25 protein-coding genes are annotated in these 25873 nt (G+C 25.5%); all 25 read left to right on the top strand.

Features of this window, described 5'->3' with window-relative positions:
* Window positions 1-2 precede the first annotated feature (2 nt).
* The 25 genes from era to lepA all read left to right on the top strand — a co-directional run bounded on the left by era (window position 3) and on the right by lepA (window position 25235).
* Entirely contained in the window at window positions 3-884 is an 882-nt protein-coding gene (gene era / locus NPX79_RS00355; RefSeq protein WP_381415162.1) for a GTPase Era, read from the top strand.
* Window positions 884-1636: a DNA repair protein RecO gene (recO, locus tag NPX79_RS00350; RefSeq protein ID WP_381415161.1), complete on the top strand. Its 753-nt coding sequence runs from the start codon at window positions 884-886 to the stop codon at window positions 1634-1636. Before era ends, recO begins: the two co-directional genes overlap by 1 nt.
* An 18-nt stretch (window positions 1637-1654) precedes the next feature.
* Window positions 1655-3022 (top strand): glycine--tRNA ligase, encoded by a 1368-nt coding sequence (locus NPX79_RS00345; RefSeq protein ID WP_381415160.1) that lies wholly within the window; start codon window positions 1655-1657, stop codon window positions 3020-3022.
* An 18-nt stretch (window positions 3023-3040) separates the two neighbouring features.
* Window positions 3041-3826, top strand: a complete 786-nt coding sequence (rmuC, locus tag NPX79_RS00340; RefSeq protein WP_381415159.1) for a DNA recombination protein RmuC — start codon at window positions 3041-3043, stop codon at window positions 3824-3826.
* Between the two features lie 12 nt (window positions 3827-3838).
* Window positions 3839-4000: a hypothetical protein gene (locus tag NPX79_RS00335; RefSeq protein ID WP_381415158.1), complete on the top strand. Its 162-nt coding sequence runs from the start codon at window positions 3839-3841 to the stop codon at window positions 3998-4000.
* A gap of 568 nt (window positions 4001-4568) precedes the next feature.
* Window positions 4569-5561: a DNA primase gene (gene dnaG / locus NPX79_RS00330; RefSeq protein ID WP_381415157.1), complete on the top strand. Its 993-nt coding sequence runs from the start codon at window positions 4569-4571 to the stop codon at window positions 5559-5561.
* Complete coding sequence (locus tag NPX79_RS00325) at window positions 5554-6141, top strand: hypothetical protein (RefSeq protein WP_381415156.1); 588 nt, start codon at window positions 5554-5556, stop codon at window positions 6139-6141. Before dnaG ends, NPX79_RS00325 begins: the two co-directional genes overlap by 8 nt.
* Entirely contained in the window at window positions 6113-6646 is a 534-nt protein-coding gene (locus NPX79_RS00320; RefSeq protein ID WP_381415155.1) for a hypothetical protein, read from the top strand. The genes NPX79_RS00325 and NPX79_RS00320 overlap by 29 nt, the downstream gene beginning before the upstream one ends.
* Window positions 6647-7969: a sigma-70 family RNA polymerase sigma factor gene (locus NPX79_RS00315; RefSeq protein WP_381415154.1), complete on the top strand. Its 1323-nt coding sequence runs from the start codon at window positions 6647-6649 to the stop codon at window positions 7967-7969. It abuts the gene before it with no gap.
* Window positions 7970-7973: 4 nt separating this feature from the next.
* Window positions 7974-8672, top strand: coding sequence for a class I SAM-dependent methyltransferase (locus tag NPX79_RS00310; protein ID WP_381415153.1), 699 nt, complete (start codon window positions 7974-7976; stop codon window positions 8670-8672).
* Window positions 8650-9426 carry a Nif3-like dinuclear metal center hexameric protein gene (locus NPX79_RS00305; RefSeq protein WP_381415152.1) on the top strand — a complete coding sequence of 259 codons (777 nt, stop codon included), beginning with the start codon at window positions 8650-8652 and terminating at the stop codon, window positions 9424-9426. Before NPX79_RS00310 ends, NPX79_RS00305 begins: the two co-directional genes overlap by 23 nt.
* 75 nt (window positions 9427-9501) lie before the next feature.
* On the top strand, window positions 9502-9840 hold the full coding sequence (locus NPX79_RS00300) for a hypothetical protein (protein ID WP_381415151.1): 339 nt from the start codon (window positions 9502-9504) through the stop codon (window positions 9838-9840).
* Window positions 9841-9845: 5 nt separating this feature from the next.
* Window positions 9846-10406, top strand: a complete 561-nt coding sequence (locus NPX79_RS00295) for a hypothetical protein (RefSeq protein ID WP_381415150.1) — start codon at window positions 9846-9848, stop codon at window positions 10404-10406.
* Between the two features lie 80 nt (window positions 10407-10486).
* On the top strand, window positions 10487-10813 hold the full coding sequence (locus tag NPX79_RS00290) for a PadR family transcriptional regulator (protein WP_381415149.1): 327 nt from the start codon (window positions 10487-10489) through the stop codon (window positions 10811-10813).
* Window positions 10800-11030, top strand: coding sequence for a hypothetical protein (locus tag NPX79_RS00285; protein WP_381415148.1), 231 nt, complete (start codon window positions 10800-10802; stop codon window positions 11028-11030). The genes NPX79_RS00290 and NPX79_RS00285 overlap by 14 nt, the downstream gene beginning before the upstream one ends.
* A 13-nt stretch (window positions 11031-11043) precedes the next feature.
* Window positions 11044-12039 carry a DUF1700 domain-containing protein gene (locus NPX79_RS00280; RefSeq protein WP_381415147.1) on the top strand — a complete coding sequence of 332 codons (996 nt, stop codon included), beginning with the start codon at window positions 11044-11046 and terminating at the stop codon, window positions 12037-12039.
* Window positions 12040-12148: 109 nt separating this feature from the next.
* Window positions 12149-13480 carry a DEAD/DEAH box helicase gene (locus NPX79_RS00275; RefSeq protein ID WP_381415146.1) on the top strand — a complete coding sequence of 444 codons (1332 nt, stop codon included), beginning with the start codon at window positions 12149-12151 and terminating at the stop codon, window positions 13478-13480.
* A gap of 4 nt (window positions 13481-13484) precedes the next feature.
* Window positions 13485-14342, top strand: a complete 858-nt coding sequence (locus NPX79_RS00270; RefSeq protein WP_381415145.1) for an SPE_1075/MLC_0560 family membrane protein — start codon at window positions 13485-13487, stop codon at window positions 14340-14342.
* 75 nt (window positions 14343-14417) lie between these two features.
* Window positions 14418-15995 (top strand): MATE family efflux transporter, encoded by a 1578-nt coding sequence (locus NPX79_RS00265; RefSeq protein WP_381415144.1) that lies wholly within the window; start codon window positions 14418-14420, stop codon window positions 15993-15995.
* Window positions 15996-16043: 48 nt separating this feature from the next.
* Window positions 16044-16721: an ECF transporter S component gene (locus NPX79_RS00260; protein ID WP_381415143.1), complete on the top strand. Its 678-nt coding sequence runs from the start codon at window positions 16044-16046 to the stop codon at window positions 16719-16721.
* Window positions 16722-16796: 75 nt separating this feature from the next.
* Window positions 16797-18380: an MATE family efflux transporter gene (locus tag NPX79_RS00255; RefSeq protein ID WP_381415142.1), complete on the top strand. Its 1584-nt coding sequence runs from the start codon at window positions 16797-16799 to the stop codon at window positions 18378-18380.
* 72 nt (window positions 18381-18452) lie between these two features.
* Window positions 18453-20063, top strand: a complete 1611-nt coding sequence (locus tag NPX79_RS00250) for an ATP-binding cassette domain-containing protein (RefSeq protein ID WP_381415141.1) — start codon at window positions 18453-18455, stop codon at window positions 20061-20063.
* 81 nt (window positions 20064-20144) lie between these two features.
* A complete protein-coding gene (locus NPX79_RS00245; RefSeq protein ID WP_381415140.1) occupies window positions 20145-21614 on the top strand; it encodes a hypothetical protein in 1470 nt (489 codons plus the stop codon).
* A 216-nt stretch (window positions 21615-21830) separates the two neighbouring features.
* Window positions 21831-23306, top strand: a complete 1476-nt coding sequence (locus NPX79_RS00240) for a YfcC family protein (protein WP_381415139.1) — start codon at window positions 21831-21833, stop codon at window positions 23304-23306.
* 126 nt (window positions 23307-23432) lie between these two features.
* Window positions 23433-25235 (top strand): translation elongation factor 4, encoded by a 1803-nt coding sequence (lepA, locus tag NPX79_RS00235; RefSeq protein WP_381415138.1) that lies wholly within the window; start codon window positions 23433-23435, stop codon window positions 25233-25235.
* Window positions 25236-25873: the final 638 nt, after the last annotated feature.

The raw sequence follows: 25873 nt of genomic DNA, 5'->3' as shown, positions 1-25873 counted from the left end.
AAATGTTTAAGTCAGGATTCGTATCTATTATAGGAAAACCAAATGCAGGGAAATCAACTTTATTGAATGCATTTATTGGTAAAAAAGTAGCAATCACATCACCAAAACCACAAACTACCAGAAATAAAATTAATGGTATTTTAACAGAGGAAGATTCACAAATTGTATTTATTGATACACCAGGTATTCATAAAACAAATACAGAAATAGGAAAATTTATGAATAAAACAGCATACAAGTCATCAAAAGGTAGTGATGCTATTTTATTCTTGATTCCGGGTGATAAATATATTTCAGAAAATGATCGCCATATTTTAAGGTCTTTAGAAGAACAAGAAGTACCTGTTATTTGTGTTGTTACAAAAATAGATTTAATTTCTTCGAATCAACTGATACAGTTTATTGATCAAATTTCAAAAGAGTTTTCTTTTACAGAAATTGTTCCAGTTTCAAGTATGANNAAAAAATTTAACTTAGATCGATTAAAAACCATTTTAAAAAGTTATTTAAAAGAAGGTCCAAAGTTTTATGAAGATGGAGTTTTTTCTGATCAACCAGATAAGTTTTTAGTTCGAGAAATAATTAGGGAAAAAGTATTATATTTTACTCACGAAGAAATTCCTCATAGTGTGGCCATCTTAATCGATGAATATGAACATGAAGATGATGTTTTATATATTACATCATCTATTTGTGTAGAAAGATCATCGCAAAAAGGAATAATAATTGGTCAAGGTGGACAAATGATTAAAAAAATCGGAACAGCCGCTAGACGAGAATTAAAATTTATTTTTGATGAAAAAATTCATTTAGAACTATTTGTTAAAGTTGTAGAAAAATGAAGAAATAAACCAAATATTTTAGCAAAGATGGGTTATAAGTAATGGCCAAATTTTTATCGGGAATTATTATTAAGACACAAGATTATAATAATTTTGATAAAATTTTAACTGTTTTTTCTAAGGAACACGGGAAAATAGGGGTTTATGCTTTAGGAGTTAAAAAACCAACTTCTAAAAACAAATTTTCTACGCAATTTCTAGATTATAGCGATTTTGAAATATTTTTATCTAGTATGCCAGATAAGTTAAGTAAGTTAAAGACTGGAAATTTAATTAAAAGGTTTGATAATTTAAAAAATGTTTATAATGACTATTTATTAGCTACATTAATATGCGAAATTACAGATCAAGCAACAGAAAATAAAGTACCAAATCTAAGAATATTTAATTATTTATTGGAAATATTAGATAATTTAAATAATGAAGTCGATAATATTCATTTTATTATCTTTTTCCTTTTAAAGATGTTAACTTTTTATGGTTCTAATTTTAACTTTCAACAATGTGTTGTTTGTAAAACAACAAGCAAAATTAAAACATTTAGTTTTATCAACGAAGGACTTGTTTGTGTAAATTGTTTAGATGAAAAAGACTACTTTTACAGCGCAAACTTTTTAAAGTATCTTATTGAAAACGAAAGAAAAGAAACTTTTAAAGATATTGCTTTTGAAAAACTATTTATGAAAGAGTATAAATTATTTTTTACTTCTTTAACAAATTACTATATCAATAAAATTGGTATTTTTTCTTATGCAATATTTGAATTAAAGAAAAACAAAATGTATTATATATAGTAGGGAAAAGGTAATGTTATGGCAAAAAATAAATTTGAAGATTTAGTTAGTTTTTTAAAGGTACAAGGATTTGTATTTCCGGGTAGTGAAATCTATGGAGGGTTAGCTAATTCATGAGATATGGGTCCTTTAGGGGTTGCTCTTAAAAGAAATTTAACAAATTTATGATGATCTTTTTTTGTTTCTAAAAACAAATATAATGTGGGAATTGATTCAAACATAATAATGAATAATAATGTTTGAAAAGCTTCTGGACATTTAGATAATTTTTCAGATCCTTTAGTAGATTGTAAAAATTGTAAAAATAGATTTAGAGCAGATAAATTAATTGAAGACTTTGATAGTTCACTGAATGCTGGTGGGTGAACTGATGTTGAATTAAGTAATNTTTTGAAAACAAATAGTATTAAGTGTCCTAATTGTAAAAAAATGGAATTTACAGATATTAGACACTTTGAGCTTATGTTTAAAACACATCAAGGGGTTATTCATAATGATGATAATATTGTGCATTTAAGACCTGAAACAGCACAAGGAATATTTGTTAATTTTAAGAATGTTTTAAGAACAAGTCGTAAAAAAATTCCATTTGGAATTGGTCAAATAGGTAAATCATTTAGAAATGAAATAACTCCAGGTAATTTTATTTTTAGAACAAGAGAGTTTGAACAAATGGAGTTAGAGTTCTTTTTTGATCCTAAAGCATCAACTGATTGATTTGATTATTGATTAAATCAAGTTAATTCATTTTTGGATTTAGTTGAAGTGGATCGAAATAGATTATTCATTAGAGAACACGATAAAAAAGAGTTAGCTCATTATGCTTCAAGAACTGTTGATATTGAGTTTGATTTTTCGTTTGGACGTGGAGAACTTTGAGGTATTGCCAATAGAACAAACTTTGATTTAAATCAACATGAAATGTTTTCAAAGCAAGATTTAAAATTTTTAGATCAAGAAAGTAAGGAAAAATACATTCCACACGTAATTGAACCATCAGTTGGAGTGCAAAGATTAATGTTAGCTATTTTGGAAAGTGCATATTGCGAAGAAGTTTTAGAAAACGAAACCTCAAGAATTGTTATGAAGTTAGCAAAAAAAATTGCGCCATATAAAATTGCAGTATTGCCATTAAGTAAACAACTTTTTGATCAAGGGGAAAAATTATTTGATACTTTATCAGATAAATTTGATTGCACATATGATGCCAGTGGAAATATTGGTAAAAGATATCGTCGTCAAGATGCAATTGGAACACCTTATTGTTTAACAATAGATTTTGAAACTCAAAATGATGGTTGTGTAACAATTAGAGATAGAGATTCTATGAAACAAGACAGAATTAAAATTTCGGAATTAGAAACTTTCTTTAACAAAAATTTATAGAATTCAAGGTACTTATATATGAACACTTTACATTTAATTATTATAATTTCATCAGTTTTTGGAGCAATGCTTTTATTGTTGCTTGTTTTAATAATTATTGTGGCTAAATTATTTAAACATAAAAAACAAGACTCAGCTAAGTTGAATGAACTTAACGAGAAGATGGTACAAAATAATTTTAAAATTAATGAAAATAATGAGAATGTTAATAAGTTAAGTTCTGTTTTTTCAAACAGCAATGAAAAAGGTAAGATTGGTGAATACTTTTTAGAAAATATTTTAAAAAGTTTTTTTGGTACTAATGTAAATTTATGAGAATCACAATATAAGATGTTTAATGAAAGTGAAAAAAAAGAATATATTATTGATGCTATTATAAAAACTACCAATAAAAATTCTTTAATTGGAATAGATTCAAAGTTTATTGCACTTGATAAATACAAATTGTTTTTTGAAACTAAAGATAATANNCACAAAAAAAAGAAACATAAAGATGCAATTATTTCAAAAATTTTGCAAACAGCAGATTCATTACAAAAGTATATAAATAGCACAAATAAATTAGATTATGTATTAATGTTTTTACCGTCAGATGCTCTTTATAATTTTTATGTTGAAATTTTGGATGAAAAAAAATTAATGGGTAGTTTATTTCACAAAAAAATATTTTTAACATCTCCTTCAACTTTAGGTCCAATATTATTATTAGTTTTAAAATTTACTAATATGTCATCATTGCCAAAAAATAATTGAGAGTTTTACTCAGAATTAGAAGGTGTATTAACGAGCAAAGATANNGTTTAACTAAAGAATTTTATGATTTGAAAAAAAGATTTTAACAAAAGATCTAAAAATATTGAAACAATTATCAATTACATTGAAAATGCCGGAAATAATTTAAAAGAATTTTATGAAGATAATCTAAATGTAAAATCTGGTCAAAGAAAAAAATTTACAAATAATAAAAAAAGTTTTTAAAAATAAAGAAACTATTACAAAACCTTTAAATAAAAATGAAACCAATGTCAAAACTGAATTACCATTGGTCGAAAAAAAAGTTGTTACAGAAAAAGTAGAACCAGTTAATGTTGAGCTAACTAATCAAAAAGTAAAAAGTAAAAAATAACACTATTAAAAATAACACTATTAAAAAATAATAACTATTAAAAATACTAATACAATAAAAACAATGTTAATAGTAAGAATAAAACTAATAAAAATGAAACCAATGTAAAAACTGAATTACCATTGGTCGAAAAAAAAAGTTGTTACAGAAAAAGTAGAATCAGTTAAAGTTGGGCTAACTAATCAAAAAGTAAAAAGTAAAAATGACACTATTAAAAATAATACTAATACTAATCATAAAAACAATGTTAATAGTAAGAATAAAATTAATAAAAATGAAACTAACAACAATAACAAAAATATAAATATCACTAAAAATAAAATAGATAACAATCAAAAAGATATATCTCAATTTTCAAACGCAAGCAATCTGAAGAAAGTTGTGTGAGAAAAAGAAACTATTATTGAAAAGTAGGTTAATTTGAAAAATAATATTATTGAAAAAATTAAAGAAAAATTAGACATAGTAGATTATATTGGTAAATACCTAACTTTATCAAAAAAAGGTAATGCACATGTTGCGGTTTGTCCCTTTCACGAAGATACAAATCCTTCTTTATCAATAAACACTAGTAAACAAATTTTTAAGTGTTTTCCATGTGGTGCTGGTGGTGATATTATAGAATTTGCATCTTTATATAATAAAGTGGATTTTAAAACAGCTCTAGGGTTGTTGGCTAAAGAAGCAAATATTGATTATAATAGTAATTTTCAAAATAATAAAGCATATGTTTCTTCTGGAGATAAAAAGCTTTTAACAATAAATAAATTGGCAAATGATTATTTTAAGTTAAATTTATTAGTTACAAACAATGATCTTTCCAATAAGGCAAATGATTATTTAAAAAATACACGTAAAATACCAGATTCAATCATTAAAAAGTTTGAAATTGGTGTTGCTTTTAAGAATGATAAAAATTTTTTAAATTACTTAGATGTTAAAAAACAAGAACATGAGTTTACAGATTTAGATTTAAGAAAAAGCAATATAATCATCGAAAAGAATAACTCAAAATACTCTTTTTTTAGTGATAGAATAATTTTTCCAATTAAAAATGAAGATAAAAAAATAGTTGCTTTTTCCTCTAGAAAATTTTTACCAAATGATGAATCTGCCAAATATATAAATTCTAAAGAGACTGATGTTTTTAAAAAAGATGAAATTCTTTACAATTTGGATAATGCTATGGTCAAAATAAAATTAAAAGACTTCATTATTATTTGTGAAGGGTTTATGGATGTTATTGCATTAGAAACTGTTGGAATTGAAAACAGTGTAGCTATTATGGGGACAGCTCTAACATTAAAACACATTAGTAAAATAAGCAAGTTAACTAAAAACGTTGTTCTTTTTTATGATAACGATGATGTTGAGTTTTTTAGCGGCAAAAAATGCCGCAGTTATATTGGCTAAAAATAATTTAAATGTAAGTTTAATTATTAATGATGTTGAAAAAGATCCAGATGAAGTTTTGCAAAAGCATGGAAAAAAAGCTCTTATTGATATTACTAATCGCAAATTTAGTTTTTTAAATTTTATTATCTTTAAATATTCAGAAAACAATAAATTTTTACAAAATAAATCTACAGAAGTTTCAAATCTTGTATTTGAATATCTTGTTAACTTACAAGATGAAATTGAAATTGAATCAACAATTATTGAATTATCATCAAAGATTAACATTGACAAAAAAATTATCAAAAATTCATATGAAATTTTCAAAAAAAATTATTCTCAAAAAAAGAAACCTAAAACATTAACTTTTGAACGTTTAAACAGTACTTCGCATGATTTTTTTACCCAAGACACAATAAGTTATAATCATAATTTTGATGAACCAAAGTTCTTAGATAACGATGTTGAAACAATAGATGCTCATTTAGATGACAAGTTCTTAGATGATTTTGTTAGTGAGATGACAAATTCAAGTGTAAATTCAAGCAATAATTTTTTTACTGAAGAATTTGAAAAAAGAAAATCCAAAAATTGTTAAAAATTACCAAAGTTCTTTAGAAGAAAGTTATTTAAGTATCTGAAAAAGACATAATAGGTCCAAGGAAAATATAAAAAATATTGAATATTTAATTTTAAAACACATGATTATGAATAAAGAAGATTTTGAAGGTTATAAAAAACACATCGGTTCTTTCATTAATCACAATGCAAGAGATTGGGCAAGAATAATAGAACAATTTTATCAAGAAAATCCAGGTATAAATTTATCATTTGAAACTATATTGGATGAAAAATCTATTAAACATTATAATATTTCAAATAATTTATTAGTTGATTTGAAGCATATTAAAAACGTCATTTCTCCAACGTCTGAAATAAAGCTAAAAGCTTGAAAAGATTATGGTCAAAAATTATCTTGTCATAAGCATGAAATAGATTTAATAGAAAAATACAAAAAAATTAAAAAGGGTGACAAATCCCTAAAAATTTTAAAAGAAATTGGTATAATGATAATAAACTTGAATAATAGAAGGATGAACTAAATGGTTAAAAATAAAGAATTAAAAATTACAGAATATAATGAGTTTAAAGATAATTTAGACACTTTTTTGAATGAAAAAAAAAGAAAATNNATCAATAAAAAAGAAGTATTAACGTTTATAAACAATAATCTTGTTTTTGAAAACAAAACAAATAGCGATGAATATTTAACTAAATACGTGGAAGAATCAAAAATTAGCTTTAAAGAAATAAAAAAACCTACAAAACATTTAATTAGCATAAAGGAAAAAAAACCAAAAGCTAATTCAAAATATAAAGTAGCCGGAATTTCAAACGAAACTAAAGTTCAAGATATCATTAAATCTTATTTTAATACTCTTGGTGGAAGCAAAATTTTAACCCGTGAAGAAGAGGTTAAATATGCAAAAATGTTAGAAAGTGATGATGAGTTAGTCAGAACACATGGTAGAAATAAATTAATTACTTCTAACTTAAAATTAGTAGTTTCAGTTGCTAGAAAACATTTAAATCGTGGTTTAGAATTTGCTGATTTAATTGAAGAGGGGAATGTTGGATTAATGAAAGCTGTTGATAAGTTTGACTATACAAGAGGTTTCAAATTTTCAACATATGCTACATGATGAATTCGTCAAGCAATAACAAGAGCTATTGCTGATCAAGCGCGAACAATTAGGATTCCGGTTCATATGGTAGAAACAATAAATAAATTAACTAGAATTGAAAGACAATTAACACAAGAGTTGGGAAGAGAACCAACTTATGAAGAAGTAGCTATTGAAATGGACAACGGAATCACAAGTGATAAAGTTCGTGAAATTAAAAAGCTTTCAATTGAACCAGTTTCATTAGAAAAACCTATTGGTGATGAAGATGACACACATTTTGGGGATTTTGTAAACGATAAAGATATGTCTGCACCAGATGAGTCAGCTGAACAACAAGAATTACGTCAAGTAATAGATGAAGTTTTTAAAGAAGTACTTTCAGCTAGAGAAGAAAAAGTAATTAGAATGCGATTTGGAATTTTACCAACAAAGATAAGAACTTTATTAAGGCTTTCAAAAGATTGTGATGATCCTGATTATGAATTATTTTGAAATACAGTAAAAAGTATGGAGTTACATTTAGATACTTCAATCGAAAGAATTCAGTTAAAGAAAAATCCAGTGATAGATATTCAATTATCAAAATATGATTCACAAAAAACTTTAGAAGAAGTAGGAAAAGAATTTAAAGTCACAAGAGAAAGAATTAGACAAATTGAGCATAAAACATTAAGAAAATTTAAACCTAATAGTTCAAATTCGAAAGCAAAAGTTTTACGCGATTTTTTCCAAGGATAAATTTATGATAATAAACATTTCGCAACGTTTAAGAACAATAGTTGATTTAGTACAAAAATCAAATATTATATGCGATATTGGAACAGACCATGGGTTAGTTCCAATTTTTTTAGTTCAAAACAAGATTGTAAAAAAAGCTTATGCTTGTGATATAAATGAAAAACCTTTAAAAACAGCGCAAAAAAATATTGATGAAGCAAAATTAACTTCATATATTAAAACAATAAAATCTGATGGACTACAGAGTTTACCGGACGAAAATTTTGATTATGCAATTATTGCTGGACTTGGGACACCTTTAATTTTAGATATTTTGAAGCATGATAAAAACAATATTAGCAAATATATAATATGTTCGAATACAAATGTTGCAGACATTAGAATGTGAGCCAAAGTAAATAATTATCAAATTTTAACTGAGAAAATTATTTATGAAAATGACAAGTATTATGAATGCCTTGTTATAAATAAACAACTTAAAAATATTAATAATAGCAAACTAGATTTATTAATGGGTAAAAGTCATAGTCAAAAAGATTTTAATTTTGAAATATATTCAAAATTATGAAATAAAAGATTATTGAAAAATAAAAAACTAATTGAGATTTTAAAGAAAAAAGACTATAAACGTTATAAAAACTTAAAAAAAATAAACAAGCAAATTAGTAAGAGGTTGAAATATGTTAGTGAAAAATTTTTATAACATTTTAAACAAATACTTTAATTTTAGAAAACAAGAAAAATGAGACAATAATGGAAAACAAATTATTTTCAAGAAGGAACAAGTAAAAAATATTTATATTTGCCTTGATTTAGATGAAATAAATGTTGCAGAAGCCATAAATCAAAATTGTAATGTAATAATTACTCATCATCCATTTTTTTTCGCCAAGAAGAAACAAGAGTTAAAATTAGAGTTTAAAAATAATGTTTATAAAGAATTACTAAAGCATAAAATATCAGTAATTTCATTGCATACTTGTTTTGATAAAGATAAAAAATTTGGAATTAATAATTACTTAGCTAAAAAACTAAATATTGAAAAAGGTCAAACAAGTTATGATAATTATTCTTTGTTATTAAGGGATGCTAATATTAAAAATATAATTACAGAATCTGAAAAATATAATTATTTATCAAACGCATTAATTTACAATAACAATAATATAAAAAATACCGAAAGTATTTTTACACAAACTATTTTAGGATCAGGTGCTTGCGGTTATTTAGTAAATAAAATGAAAAAAAACTCCTTACTTTTAACCGGAGAAATTAAGTGAAATGAACTAATTGTTGCTAAAAATAAAAATATAACAGTTATAAACTTTGGCCATAACATGGAGTATGCCTTCATTGAAGCAAGTCAAATATTTTTATTAGAAAAGTTTAAAAGTAATGAAATAAACGAAATATTTTTAGATAAATTTATATTTAAGGGAAAACCTTATTCAAATTAATTTATGCCATTTTATCAATAAATATTTAAAACCATATGTTATAATAAGAAGAGTTCAACAAGTAGAGGTCAATATATGAAAGATAATAAAGAAATTTTAGAAACTTGAATAGCAATTAGAAATGAAGCTTTAAGAGATGCATCTCCAGCTACAGAAATTGCTATTAATCAAGCTTTAAAAACAGATGAAGTTAAAACTGCACATGATTATAGAAAACATGATGGTTTAGCTGATGGTAAATTTGAAACTGGAGAAAAAATAATCGGAGATCGTTTAGTAGAAGTTTTTGGTGTTATTTCTCACCAAAGTCGTGAATATATTCCGGGTCAAAATCCATGAAAAGTAACTGAATCTGATAATGAAGTTAAAGTGAATAAACCATATAAAAAATTACAAAAATTTGTTAAAAAATAAATTTTATGAAAAATTTTTATAGAATCACTTTAGGTTCACTTTTTTTAATTTTTATAATTTTGACAATTTTAATATTGGTCGGATTATTTATAAATTATGAGACACAGTATTGAATAGATGAAGTTAATCCAGAAATTATTAATTTTTCTGGTAACGGTATTTCACTAATTAAAAACCTAGGTTTTCAAGAAGTTATTACTTTTGGTTCAAATTCAATTTCAACAATTATTTGATTTCCTCATAAAATAACTGAGGGTCATGCTCCTGTGCCAATGGATGGGGCAAACTTTATTTTTGTTGTTTCTGGTATTTTAAAAGTAGCACTTATTGCATTGCCAATAATATTTTTTACAATTTTATTTGTTATTTTTAAAGTTAGAAAACAAACAAAATTAATTTTTCCATTATCTTTATTAGATGCAAAAAATAATTATATATTATCAAAGAAAACTTTTAAAAAAGCAAAGTCTGATGAAGCTAAACAAATGCTACAAGAGGCAAAAACAACTTTTTCTAAAGAAAAAGAAAAATATTTATTAGAATATAAATTATTAAAAAACAATTAATATTGTTTTTTTTTTTTTTTTACAAATAATACTTGACTTAATAAACTACTATGTTTAATATAGTACTGTAAGAGGTCAATATGGATACACAATTTAAAAAAGGAATTTTAGAGTTAATTGTACTTATATATTTAGAAGGTGATGAAAAATACGGATACCAATTAAATGAAGAAATTAACAAAAAAATTGATACTACAGAAAGCACAATATATGCTTTGTTAAAAAAACTGGTTTTAAATGATTATTGTACAACAAAATTAGTTCAGTCTTCAGAAGGCCCAGCTAGAAAATATTACGCAATAACAGATAAGGGTCAGGAAAGAAAAGAAAATTTAATTGGAGAATGAAAACAATTCATATCAAGTGTAAATGAAATTTTAGGAGAAAAAGTAAATGATAAAAGATAATAAAGAAAAACAAAACAAATCAACAGATGAAATTACCAAAGAAGAGCATCAATTAACAACTGATGTAAAAAATAAAAATAAAGATAACACATTTATAAAAAAAATTAAAAATTTTAATAAAAAAATTAGTACAAGTATTACAGAAAAAATAAATGATTGAAAAGAAAAATTATTTATAACAGAAGTGCAGAAAAAAATGATTAAAAGATCTAGATAAGTATATTAGTTTTTTGCCAACAAAGTTTAGGCTTGAAATTATTTCAGATTATAAAGAAAAATTTTACAATGATTATCAAAAAGGATTAACAGAAGATGAAATTATTAAGTCTCTTGATTCTCCTTACGAAATAGCAAAACAAAACTCTAAAGAATTAGACTTTGAAGAAGATTTTTATAAATCAAAATATTTAAAATGAGAAAAAAGTCATTATAAAGCCAAAACAACTAGCAAAATTTTTGCAACAATAATAATGTTTTTTGTTTGAGTCATAATTGGTTCAATAACAGCATCTCTTTTTGTTTCTTTCTTCTTAACTTCAATACTTATTTTGCCCGCTAGTTTAGCTACTGCTGTTCCATACTTTTTATCATTAAATGGTGTAGATGCACTTGGTCTATGACTTGGTACAATGGGTGTTGCAATTATTCTATTCTTTATATTTTATATTTTAGCTTCTATTAATTTATCGGTTTTAAAAGGTTTATGAATGTTTAATGTTCTTATTTATAATAAAAAATCTTTAAAAATTCAAAAAGCTAAAAAAATATCTATTATTAAATTTTTAAATAAAAAAGTATTTAAAATAATAACACTTATTATTTTTTCTTGAAGTATTATTTTTCTAGCAATAAGTGCTGGGTTGTTGTTTAACAATGATGGTATTGCCAGTCGAACAATTAATAAAGATTTTAGAAATTATAATTCTTGATTTGTAGGAAAAGATGTTACTTTAAATGACAAAACAAAAGTACATATTGATTCTTCTTTAAAATCACATAGTTTAGACTTCTATCTTGAAGATAAAAAACCAGGTGATGACTATTATATAGCTGTAGAAAGAAATTATAACACTAAAACATATTATGAATTCAACTATGAGATTTTAGAATCAAATCAAATTAAAATTAGTTTTGAACCAGGTTTTAAATGATTTGATTACTTAACATCTTGAAATACTAAAGCTATTGTTAGAACAAATTTATCTATAGATCAATTTAAAAATTAAACAGTTATAAATATGAAAACTACTTTTGTAGTTTTTTGTGCTTAATAATGTTATATTGATATTAAATAACAATTTATAAATTTTATAAATAGATTAACAGGAGTACCAAATGGCATTTAATTATAATTTAAAAGAAAATATTTTAAAAACATTAGAAAAAATAAACTTTAACAACCCTACAAAAGTTCAGGAAAATGTTATTCCGCATATTTTAAAAAATAAAAATGTTGTTTGTGCCTCTCCAACGGGTTCTGGTAAAACTCACGCTTTTTTAATTCCAATTATAAATAATATTAAAATTAAGTTTGTTTCAACACAAGCAATTATAATTTCTCCAACTAAGGAGTTGGCTCAACAAATTTATAACGTTGCAAAAATGTTTAATGAAACTTATCCAGAATTAAAAATAGGATTAGTTAGTTCTAATAGTGAAATGACAAACGCAACGGACAAACATTTATTAGTTTGTACTCCAAATAAATTAGAATCTTTAATTTCAGAATCTATCATTAACTTAACTCATATTAATTATATTGTATTAGATGAATGTGATATGTTATTAGATTTAGGTTTTCAAGATTTAATTATTAAAATGATGGCTTTTTTTAAAGAAAAAAACACTAGTATTTCAGCTTTTTCGGCAACCATAAATGATAGCTTAAGAAATTTTTTAAAAAAGTTTTTAAATGATGCTAAAGTTGTTGAAGTTGATAAAAAAATAGCAAACCAAAATATAAAACATTTCTTATTGAATACAAGTGATAGTGATGTGGCTTTTAAAAAGGTTATTGGGGATATAAACCCTTACTTGGCTATTGTTTTTGTTAATAATAGAAATGATATTAATAAAATTATGAACATATTATTAGAAAACAATAAAAATGCAGTTGCTTTACACGGAGAACTAAAATCTTCTGAAAGACAAAAGATTTTAAAAAGATTGAATAATAATGATTTTAACTTTTTAGTAGCAACAGATCTAGCATCAAGAGGAATTGATTTAGAAGCAGTTTCTCATGTTATATCATTAGGGTTTCCAAATAATATGGAATATTATATTCACCGAAGCGGAAGAACTGGAAGATATAAAAGCGAAGGAATCAGTATTTGTATTACGTCAGATTCAAACAATAAAGAACTTTTTTACCTAAAAAAATGAGGTATAGAATTTGAAAAATATAAATCTAATTTATCACAACCAATTAGAAAGAAAAAACATCGCAAACCACACAACGAAGAGTTACAATTAAAAATTCAAAAAATTAGAAATAAGTATAATTTAANNAGAAATTTAAAAATAAACCTAATTCAAAAAAGAAAATGAATGAAGAAATTGATAACTTGAAAAAAGNATATTAGAAGACAACATATTAAAGAATCAATTAAAAAAATTAGAAAAGCGAAAGCAATAGAAAGACAAAAACTAATCGAAGGAGAATAATTATATGAAAACTTTTTATAAAGATACATCTATATATTTGAAAAAAAATTGGAAAAATCTAACTTCAAGATTTATTATTTATAATATTGGGGTATTCCTTTTTGGTTTAGGTATTGCAATATATATGAATACAAAAGTGGGAGCATCTCATTTAGATATTTTAGTTTTTGCATTATTAAAAACAATTCACGGAACAAGCGATAGTGGTTCAGTTTCTCACAACCTAGACCAGTATTACTCACAATTTTTAACTTTTGTTTATTTGATAATTCTAACATTTGCAATCCTGTTTAATATTTTATTATTAATTAGAGACTATAAAATTACAAAAAACAAACAAATTATTTCTAAATATTTACTTAGAATTGTTTCTGATATAATTCCAGTATTTATTTGACCTTATTACATAAAATTATCTCAATTATACATACCGTTAGATGCTATTGGAGAGTTGGAAGTATTCTTTAGAACTTGAATATTCATTGGTGGATTCTTGCTTTATACAACAGGATTTACTTTTGTTGTTTACAGTAAAATGTTTTTAGGTCCATATAATTCTGTTTCAAGTGGACTTCATAATTTAACAAGAATTAATTATGCTCTTTCTAGAGTGATAATAGATGTTATCTTAGCTGGAGCAGGGATAATTGTAGTTCTGGTTAATGGATCACAATTTGGCGTTAAAATGGACTTCTTTAATAATTATTTATTATTTGGAACTGTATTTTTTGTATTTATTTCTGGTCACATAATTGGTTGAAAGCTAAAAAAATTAACTAATTTTGTTGAAAAATATAATAAAAAGAAATTAGAAAAAAAAACTCCAATTTCAAGAGGTAAAAAACTAAAAAAATTATTTTAAGAATATTGCCAATTACAATATTCTTTTTTTGTAAAATAATATAATATTTATTTGTATATAAGTGAAGAGGAAAACATGATTCAATTATCAAGTAGAGAATTAAAATTAAGATATGATAAGCCATGAAAAACCATTGCTTATTTTTGTGCTCCAACAGTATTGTTGATGGTTGTTCAAGGTTTGTATAATATTTTAGATAAATCAATTGCCTTACAATTTGTACCAGAAACAATTGCTTCATTAGATCAATATGTTAAATGATATAACGAATTAAAAGGGACAAATGTTACAGAGATTCCGTTTAATGATTTAAAGAGCTATATAAATGTTGCTACCCAGTACGCCTCACAAGTATTTGTCTTTCTATTTGCTTTTGGTGTCATGTTAGGTTTTGGTTGTACATTGGCTTTTTCAATTGCTTATGGGCAAAGAGACATTAAAAAAATGGCTAGGGTTTCTGGGAACGGATTTTCTGTAACAATATTAGCATCAATAGTTGTTGGTGTTGTTGTTTTGTTATTAGTTTTACCGCAGTTCGATTCAGTGATGATAACCTCGCAAATGGGAGATTTTTATAATCCGATAACTTTAGATTTAGCGTGAAGATATGTTTGACCAATTATTTTGGGAGCTCCATTAATGTTCTTAACATACTACTTTACTTCATTGTTAAGAACAGAGGGTTATATGCTATTTGTTATTGTTTTAACAATAGTGTCAGTGATTCTTAACATTGCTTTTTCTATTTTCTTTATCATTGTTGTTGAATGAGGATTAGGTGGAGCTGCTTTTGGTACAGTTTTATCTTGAATTTTTCAAATAATTGTTTCAATGCTTTTTGTTTTCAATAAAAAGGTAAAATCCTTTATGAAGTTTTCGCTTAAAGATATGGTTAAAATTGAAAAAGGAAATTTCTTTTACTTTTTAAAAGCAGGATTTCCAAACTTTGTTATTCAAATGGCTTTAGTTGTTGTTTCTTATATCTCAACAATATTGGTTGTAAAATTACCGGGACAAGAAGATGTTCAAGGTGTATCTGTGTTACAACAACTATATTCTGCTATTTCTCCTTGAATGAACTTTATCTTATCTGTTGGTATTGGTTTAACCCAGGGCGCCAGAGGAATTATTGCGTATAATTATGGTGCGCGAAAATTTAATCGAATATGGCAAGTTTTAAAAAGGTGTTCTTGATTAATAATTGCTTGATTTTGTATCACTCTACTAATTTTTATTACATTTAATGGACAAATGATTAGAATGTTCTCATTCCCAGAAGAGTTTGTTGATAAATATCGTTGATGGGTTGTAATTAACTTTATGACATATCCCTTTTCAGCTTTAACATATATTTCATTAACATTATTCCAAGGAATAAATCGATCATTGTTAGGAACAGTCTCTTCAAGTTTACGAACTATTGTTGTATTGTTACCTTTAAGTGGAATAGGTTTTGGTGTTGCTGTTGCAACGGGTAATCCGATATTTTACTATGTATTTGTAGGATTAAATGATTTAATATGTGCGTTAATATTAATGCCAATATTATTATCATATTGAAGAAAATATAAAGATAAACTAATTGATCATCCAGATCAGTTTGAAACTCAGACAATAATTAATAAGGATTTTGTAGAAGATACAAAATCTTAGATTAATTATTTTCTTTTATTAATAGATAATGTTAAAGAAAGATTTAAAATGATTACTTTAAAAGATACCTTTAAAATAAATACTAAAAAAATTGTGTTAATGGCAATGATGATTGCTTTGTATATTGTAATATCATGAATATCAAAATTAGCTAACCTATCAATATTTCCGGCAGCTAACTTTTTAAAAATAGAATTTTCAGATTTTATATTTTTAATTTCAGTTTTTTTTACAGGATGATTTTATTTATTATTTCAAATACTAATAAGTATTTTTCTTAGAATCTTAATTTTAGGAGAAACAATCGTTGATGGAGTATCGTTGATATTTGCCGATGGAGTATTTGTGTTAGTATTCTTTTTTACGCTATTGCTTATTGAAAGAGTATTTATGAAATTAATTTTTAAAAATACTAAGAAAGAAGAAAGTGTTCAAGTTACTAGTGATAATAAAAAAACAAAAAATAAAATATCAGCTGATATTGTGTCTTGTATAATCGCTTTAGTTGTTTCAACAATTATTACATCTTTAGTAATGGGATTTTTAAACTATATATTTATATACAGATTGTATATTGTTATACTAGGCTTTCCGCAAGAAGTAATTGATGATTTTAATAAATTAATTGTGCCATTTGTAATACCTTTTAACTTAATTAAGTTTTCAATTAATGCAGTATTATTTATTCCGGCAATTAATTTTATTAGACATACACTTGTTGTATAAAAGATTATTAAATGATATTAAAATTTAATTTTTTATAAAAGATAGATAGTTTATAAAAATAGAAAGGAGTAAGTCATGATTGAATTATCAAAAAGAGAATTAAAACTAAGATATGATAAACCATGAAAAATAATATTTTACTTTTGTGCACCAACAGTTTTGCTAATGGTTGTTCAAGGTTTATATAATATTTTAGATAAAACATTGGCACTAACATTTGTGCCAGAAACAATTGCTTCTTTAGAGCAATATGTAAAATGATACAACGAAATAAAAGGAACTAGTGTCAGTCGAATTCCTTTAGAGGATATTCGAAGTTATATTAATGTGGCAACACAATATACTTCACAAATAATGAACTTTATTTTTGCTTTTGCAGTAATGATAGGGTTTGGTTGTACATTAGCTTTTTCAATCGCTTATGGACAAAGAGATGTTAAAAAAATGGCAAAAGTTGCAGGAAACGGATTTTCAACAACAATTGTTTTTTCAATATTTGTTTCAATATTTGTAATGTTATTAGTTCACCCTAAATTAAATTCTGTAATGATAACCTCGCAAATGGGAGAATTTTATAATCCTATAACGTTAGATTTAGCTTGAAAATATGTTTGGTTATTAATATCGGGAGCTCCCTTATTATTTTTAAGTTATTATTTTATTTCTTTATTGAGAGCAGAGGGTTATATGCTTTTAATTATTGGTTTAATGGTCGGTTCGATATTATCAAATATTGGATTTAGTATTCTGTTTATTACCGTTGGTAAAATGAGTTTAACAGGAGCTGCCCTAGGTTCATTTATGGCCTGAATTATTCAAATTGCTGGAGCAATGATTTTTGTATTTTCTAAAAGAACAAAATCATTTATGAAGTTTTCCTTATCTGATTTATTAAAAGTTCAAAGAAAAAATGTTTTTTATTTTATAAAAGCTGGTATACCAAGTTTTATTATTCAATTAGCTTTAGTTATTGTTTCTTACGTTTCAACATCGCTAGTTGTTCAATTGCCCGGTCAAGAAAATGTACAGGGTGTATCTGTGTTACAACAATTATATTCAGCATTATCACCATGAATGGACTTTATCTTATCTGTGGGTATCGGGTTGACCCAAGGTGGTCGTTCGATCATCGCTTATAATTATGGTGCTAAGAAAAATAATCGAATATGACAAGTTTTAAAAAGAGTTTCATGACTTATTATTTCATGGTTTATTATAACGCTCTTAATATTTGTAGCATTTAATGGGCAAATGATTACTCTGTTTTCATTCCCAGAACAATTTTTAGACAAGTATCGTTGATGAGTTGTAATTAACTTTATGACATATCCATTTTGTGCTTTAACTTATATTTCATTAACATTATTCCAAGGAATAAATCGTTCCTTTTTAGCAACCTTAACATCAAGTTTAAGATCATTTGTAATTGTATTGCCATTAATTGCAATAGGGTATGGAGTATCGATAGCAACCGGAAATCCAATATTCTTTTATGTTTTTATTGGTTTAAATGATTTAGTTTGTGCTTTTATAATAGTTCCTATTTTGTGAAGCTATTGAAAAAAATACAAAAACAAATTAGTAGATCATCCAGATGAATTCGATCCAAATATGATAGTTAATAAAGATTTTGACAAAGAAGTTCAACCACAAAATTAGTAAGTTTATCTTGCTAATTTTTTTTAATTAAGGTAATATTTGGTAGATAGTTTTTAACTAAAGGAGGTTTTTATGGAAAAAAACACAGAATTAAAAATAAATGATAAAAAACCAAGTATAGATATTACAAAACCATTTGTAGAACTACAAAATGTTTCAAAATACTATAAAAAAAATGCAGCTTTAAAGAACATTAATTTTAAAGTGGGATTTGGTGAACGTATTGGAATAATTGGAGCTAATGGTGGTGGAAAATCTACTATGAGTGAAATTATAGGTGGAATTAGACAACCTTCAAAAGGGAAAGTAATTACACAAGATAATTTAACTATTGGTATTCAATTTCAAGAATCAAAATATCCTATCGGAATTACAGTTATCGATATGATTAAATATTATTTACAAACTTTTAAAATAGAAATGTCAGCAACAAAACTACAAGAATTGTTAAACACATATCAATTAATTGGATTTGAAAATAAATTTATCGAGTCTTTATCTGGTGGACAACAACAACGTTTAAATATCTTGTTGGCAATTATTCACAATCCTGATTTAGTTATTTTGGATGAAGTTTCAACAGGTTTAGATATTGAAGTTAAAGCGGAAATATTTGATTTTCTAAGAGATAACATTGTTAAGTTGAATAAAGCAATGTTACTTGTAACTCACAACATGTCAGAAATTGAAGAGTTTTGTGAAAAGTATATTTACATTCATAACGGAGAAATTTTAGAAACTGGAATGGTTGCAGATTTAGTTAAAAAATATGGATCAGTTCATGAATATACATGAAAAATGTTTGAGAAAAACAAAAAATCAGATTTAGAACGACAATATAAAGAAGCTCAAGAAAAAGAAGCTGATTTAAAAAATTCTTCTAAAAATAAAATAGACAGAATTATTCATAATGGTAAATCACAAGGTAAGAATCGCCCATTAATCAACTTAATGATGAAATATTATTACAAAGGGGTGGCTGTTCCATTCTTTATGTTTGTATTTCCAATTATTATTTTATTCTTACAAGGATTTGCCTTTGAATCACAAGGAGCTGTTGGTGTTCATACAATTATTGGATCAATTGCTATGGTTCAAGCTATGTCAGTTGGAATATTTGTTATTCCACAAACAATTGTAGAATTTAAAACAAGTGTTTTAATGAAAAGAATTGGAGCCACAAACATTAAACCGATTACTTTTGTTATATCTGTTATGTTGGTTGGATTATTATTTATCATAATAGCATTTTTATGAACTATGTTGTGAGGGGGAATTATGTTCGGAACTCAATTTGGTTGAAGTAATGTAGCTTTACCAAAAAACATTCTAGCATCAATTCCATTTATTCTAATTGTTTTTGCCTCATCAATCGCAATCGGAATGGCTATTGCTTCAGTTTGTAAATCAATGACATCATTAATAGCAATCTCAAATATTATTTATATGCCAATTGCGTTCTTAAGTGGAGCATTCTTGCCAGTTGAATTAATTAATAATAGTGATGTGTTAAAATATATTACATATATAAATCCCTTTAAATATGCATTAGAACCATTCTTGCACGCTTGAAAAGGTGGATTTACAATGAAAATGGAATACTACATATACATTCCTGTATCAATCGCCTTTTTGGGAGCATATGTTGGATTAGCAAGTTGAAAAATGAGATGACAATCTTAATTTTTTAAAATTAACTTTATCAAAAAAAACACATTTAATGTGTTTTTTTAATTTAATATTAAATATATAAGGAGAAATGATATGAAAAAATTAGAAAAAAATAAAACTAAATTTAAATTATCTTCTCTTTTGACTATATTATTTTTTATTACAGCCATAATAATTTTTTTATCATGAATTCCAGGTCTCACAGAGAATGGACCCGCAAGTATTGTGCAAGTAATTTCTGCGCCAATTGAAGGGTTTGTTTTACAGGCTGATCGTTTTGTATTTTTATTTATAGCTTCTGGATTTATTTTTGTTGTTATAAAATCAGAAACTTTTGAAAGATCTTTAGGTCAATTATTTTACAAATTTAAAAATAAAGAAATATGGTTAATTCCAATTTTAGTAACAGTATTTTCTATTTTTGGGAGTTTTTTAGGTTTTGGAGAAAATGTTTTAATTTTTTATGCTTTTTTAATTCCGATATTTTTAAATTTAAAATTTGATGTAATGGTAGGGGCTATGATTATTTTCTTTGGTTTTACTATTGGAGTTATTAGCTCTACATTTAATACATTTGCTATAAAAGCCGCTGTAGATGCAGCTCTAGAAAATGGTGTTAATGACATCTCAATTATTCATGGAATAATTATAAGATTTTGTTCTTTAATACTATTAAATTTAACAGTAAGCATTTTTATAATATTGTATGCTTTAAAAATTAAGAAAAATCCTAAAAGTTCTACTTTTTATAATGAACAATCTTTATTTTTAGCAAATTTTCCTTTAATTGATAAGGAACCATATACAAAGCGTCATAAAATAATTTTAATAATCTTTTTTATAAGTTTAATGTCTATTATTTTGGGTATGATACCTTGAGACTTCATTTTTAACAATAACTTTTTTTTAAATATTCATAAAACACTATTAAAAGAAATGCCGTATTTATTAACTATATTTAACCAATTTGGTAATTGATCATATATAGAATTTTCAGCTATTTTATTAATTTCTTCAATAATAATTGGAGTCATTAATATTAATAACAACAACATGGATTTTAACAATTTCTTACAAGGAACAAAAAACATCATTAACATTGTATTTGTTATTGCATTATCTACTGGGATAGGACTTATAATGTCGGATAAATATACAGGAATGGGAAGTGTTATTGTTGCTAGTGTTTTAAAAAATACAGAAAACGCAAATAATAGTTTATATATAATTGTAAACTTTTTTACTTTTATATTTTTATCTTTTTTAATCCCAACAACTTCAGGTTTTATTTCAGGTTTTTTTCCAACTATTGCTAAATTAACAAATGAAATAGCTCCAGAAATGGTTTCGGGAACAATTACAAGTTTTTCATTTGCTAATGGGATTGCCAGCTTATTTTCTCCCACAAGCGCTGTGTTATTATCAACTCTTTCAATTTCTAAAATAACTTATAAAAACTTTATTAAAAGCACATGAAAATTAACTATTTCAATATTTATTATTTGTTTTTTATTATTAATTTTAGGTTCAGGCATAAAAACAAGCACATTTTTATGATTTTAATTTAATTTTTAATTGTTTCGTTTATAAAATTTATATATAATAAAAATATAAATTTATGTATTTCAGAGTATTTTTAAGTATTATTTCGAATTACTAAATATATATGCTTATTTAAAATAAGTAATATCAAAGTATTTATAATAAAAATTTAACATTATAAAAATATTATATTTTTATTATATTTTAGTTATTTAATAAAAAAAAGATGGAGGTATTATGTCTAATTCTCAAAAAAAAGAGAAAAGTAAATCAAAGTTTAAATTGCCGTCAGTATACACAATTTTATTTGCTTTAACTTTATTAATTATTCTTATATCTTGAATACCGGGAACAACTACAAATGGTCCAGCGGGTATTTTAGATTTATTCATAGCACCAATCCAAGGATTTGCAGATAGAGCAGCAATTATTATCTTCTTGTTAATCCTGTCAGCTTTAATTCATTTTGTGATTAAGTCACAAGCAATGGATGCAGCTATTGGTCGTATTGTAGCAAAAATGAAAGGTAAAGAAATTTGAGTTATTCCAATAATCGTTACTATTTTTGCGATTGCAGGAACTACATTTGGTTTCGCAGAAGAAACTTTAGCATTTTATTTAGTGCTAATTCCATTTTTCTTATCAGCTGGATTTGATGTCTTAACAGCTGTTATGATTATTTTATTTGGAGCTGGTGTTGGTGTTACAGCCTCAACAGTTAACCCATTTGCAATTGGAGCAGCTGTTGATGCAGCCGTTGCAGCTGGAGCTGATGTTTCAATCGGTTCTGGTATTTTAATTAGAGTTTTAACTTTAGTAGCATTAATTACAGTGTCTAGTGTATTTATTATGTGATACGCAAGAAGAGTTAAATCTAATCCTGAAAAATCTCCCGTATTTAGTCAAAGAGATTTTCACTTAGAACATTTTGCGGTAGTTACAGAATTACCTGAATTTAATAGAAAAAGAAAAGCAATTATTTCGATATTTGCATTATCATTTGTAATTATGATCTTTGGATTATTACCATGAGAATCTGCATTCGGTGTATCAGCATTTGCAGATTTACATGATACATTAACAACACATGTACCATATTTAACAAAATATATTGCACCAATTGGTGAATGATACTTTATTGAATTAGGAACATTATTCTTTATAGCAACTTTAATAATTGGATTTATAGTTTGAAAAGGTGAAGAAAACTTTATTGAAGAGTTTTCAACAGGTACAAAAGATATGTTATCTGTTGCTTTAGTTATTGCTGTAGCTGCAGGTATTGGATTTATTTTAAGTTCAGAAAAAACAGGTATGGGTGATAAACTAGTTTCATCATTATCTGGACCAATGCAATCACTTGGAGCAACTGGATTTACTGCAGTTAGTTTCATTGTATTTATTCCATTATCAATATTAATTCCATCAACATCTGGATTTGCGGGAGCTGTTTTCCCAACAATGACAGGGTTAGCGGAAGCAACATCTACTGGTTTAGTTTCTGGAACTATTACATCATTTGTATTTGCAAATGGGATTGTTAACTTAGTATCACCAACTAGTGTTATTGTTATGGCTGGATTAACAATTGCAAAAGTAGACTATATTAAATTTATTAAAGCTTCATGAATGTTATTATTAGCGGTAACCGTTATATGTTTTGGAGCATTAATAATTGGATCAACACTACCACTTGGCGGCGCTTGATTCTAATAAAAAAGGGCAATGCCTTTTTTTATTTTTATTACTTTTTTAAAATATAACTTTAAAAAAGTAATAAAAATATTTATAATAAATGAGTGTTTTTAAATTATTATTTAAAATCTATTAAGGAAATATATGATAAAAAAACGAATAAGAAATTTCTGTATAATTGCCCACATTGATCATGGTAAATCAACATTAGCTGATCGTATTTTAGAAGCTACAAATTCTGTTGATGCAAGAGATATGAAAAATCAACTATTAGATTCAATGGATTTGGAACGTGAACGTGGAATTACTATTAAACTAAATTCAGTGCAATTAAAATATATTTCAAAAAGCAATGAAGAGTATATTTTTCACTTAATTGATACACCGGGACATGTAGATTTTTCTTATGAAGTTTCAAGAAGTTTAGCAGCTTGTGAAGGTGCTTTATTAGTTGTTGATGCATCCCAAGGAATTGAAGCGCAAACATTAGCTAATGTATATTTGGCGATTGAAAATAATTTAGAAATTTTACCAGTTATTAATAAAGTGGACTTACCATCAGCTGATCCTGATAGAGTTAAAAAAGATATTGAAGAAATTATTGGAATTCCTTGTGATGATGCACCGATGATAAGCGCTAAAACTGGTTTAAATATTAGCGATGTATTAGAAAAAATTATTACTCATATACCAGCGCCTAAAAATGCTGATGACACTATGCCATTAAAAGCATTAATTTTTGATTCTTATTATGACAAGTATCGTGGGGTTATGGCTTCTATTCGTGTATTAGAAGGAAAAATAAAAATAGGTGATGAAATTTTATTTATGAATTCAAATGCGACTTATGAAGTTACAGAAGTTGGAATTAAAACTCCAAAAGAAGTTAAAAAACAAGAGTTAGTAGCTGGAGAAGTAGGTTGAGTTGCAGCGGCAATTAAGAATATTAAAAATGTTCGTGTTGGTGATACCATTACTTTAAAAAATAACCCAACAAAAACTCCTTTAAGTGGATATAAAAAAATGAATCCAATGGTATTTTGTGGTCTATTTCCTATTGATTCTTCAAAATACAAAGATTTAAAAGAAGCTCTAGAAAAAATTCAGTTATCAGATGCTTCATTGGTGTATGAGCCTGAAAGTTCACAAGCTTTAGGGTTTGGGTTTAGATGTGGATTTTTAGGTCTTTTACATATGGATATTATTCAAGAACGTTTAGAACGAGAACATAATTTAGAACTAATTGCGACAGCGCCATCAGTTATTTATAATGTTTTTAAAACAAATGGTGAAATGGTGGCAATTGATAATCCAGCAAACCTTCCAAATGTTCAAAAAATTGAAAGAATTGAAGAACCATATGTGAAAATTTCAATTATGACACCAGATGAATTTATAGGGCCTTTAATGGAGTTATGTCAAACAAAAAGAGGGTCATATGTAAACATTGAGTATTATGATGATTCACGCCGAAATTTAGTATATGATATGCCATTAAATGAAGTTGTTTTTGATTTTTTTGATCGTTTAAAATCTATTTCAAAGGGATATGCTTCATTTGAATATGAATTTATTGGATATAAAGCTAATAAATTAGTTAAATTGGATATTATGTTAAATGGTGAGATTGTTGATGCTTTATCAATTATTGTTCATAGAGATTTTGCTTATAATAGAGGTAAATTATTATGTGCAAAATTAAAAGAAATTATTCCTCGTCAGAATTTTGAGGTTCCAATTCAAGCAGCAATTAATAGTAAAATTATATCAAGAGAAACTATTAAAGCTATGCGTAAAAATGTTTTGGCAAAATGTTATGGTGGAGATATAACTCGTAAGAAAAAACTTTTAGAAAAACAAAAAGAAGGTAAAAAAAGGATGAAAGCCTTCGGTTCTGTAGAAATTCCGCAAGAAGCATTTATGGCTGTGTTAAAATTAGATGAATAAAGATTTTAATATATATAATAATATTAATATAAGGAGGTATGTATGTCTGGTTTAGGCGAAAGTAGTATGTTGATGAATATAATCTTAGGGGTAATTATTGTTGGGGTAATTATCTTTGCGATTGTTTCATCTGTTATGGGTAAAAAAGCCCAAAAAGCTGAAAGAGAAAAAAGAAAGAAACAAGTAAGGGATGTTATTAAAAAACATATTAAAGAAGAAGAAAGTTTAAGAAACATCCGTATTGATTTTGAAAAAGTTATTTCAAGAAAAGGTAAAGAATATAAATTTAGAGATATATTCGATGTTGTTATTGAAATATATGAAGCTAAAAAAAATAATTTTATTGAAAAAAGAGCTTATGAAATAGAAGGGGTTTCAAAAAAAATCTCAAAAAAACACTTCGAAACTTCATGAATTGTTAATAAAAGATTAGATTTAGATGAAACACAAAGAAGAATTGATATTATTGAAAAAAAAGTTAAACTTACAAAAGAAGAGTTGAAACAAAAACGTATTCAAAGTANNAAGAAAACTTTAAAAACGAAAAAATAAAACTTAAAGAAGAAAAAAAACAAAGCAAAATTAACAAAGCAAACGCAAAAAATACAAAAGATCTTGATGGTAAAACTGNTTAATAA

Source organism: Spiroplasma endosymbiont of Anurida maritima, assembly GCF_042465095.1.
Taxonomy (GTDB): domain Bacteria; phylum Bacillota_I; class Bacilli_A; order Mycoplasmatales; family Mycoplasmataceae.
The sequence above is the reverse complement of the archived record's forward strand: the minus strand, read 5'-3'. Positions and strand labels throughout refer to the sequence as shown.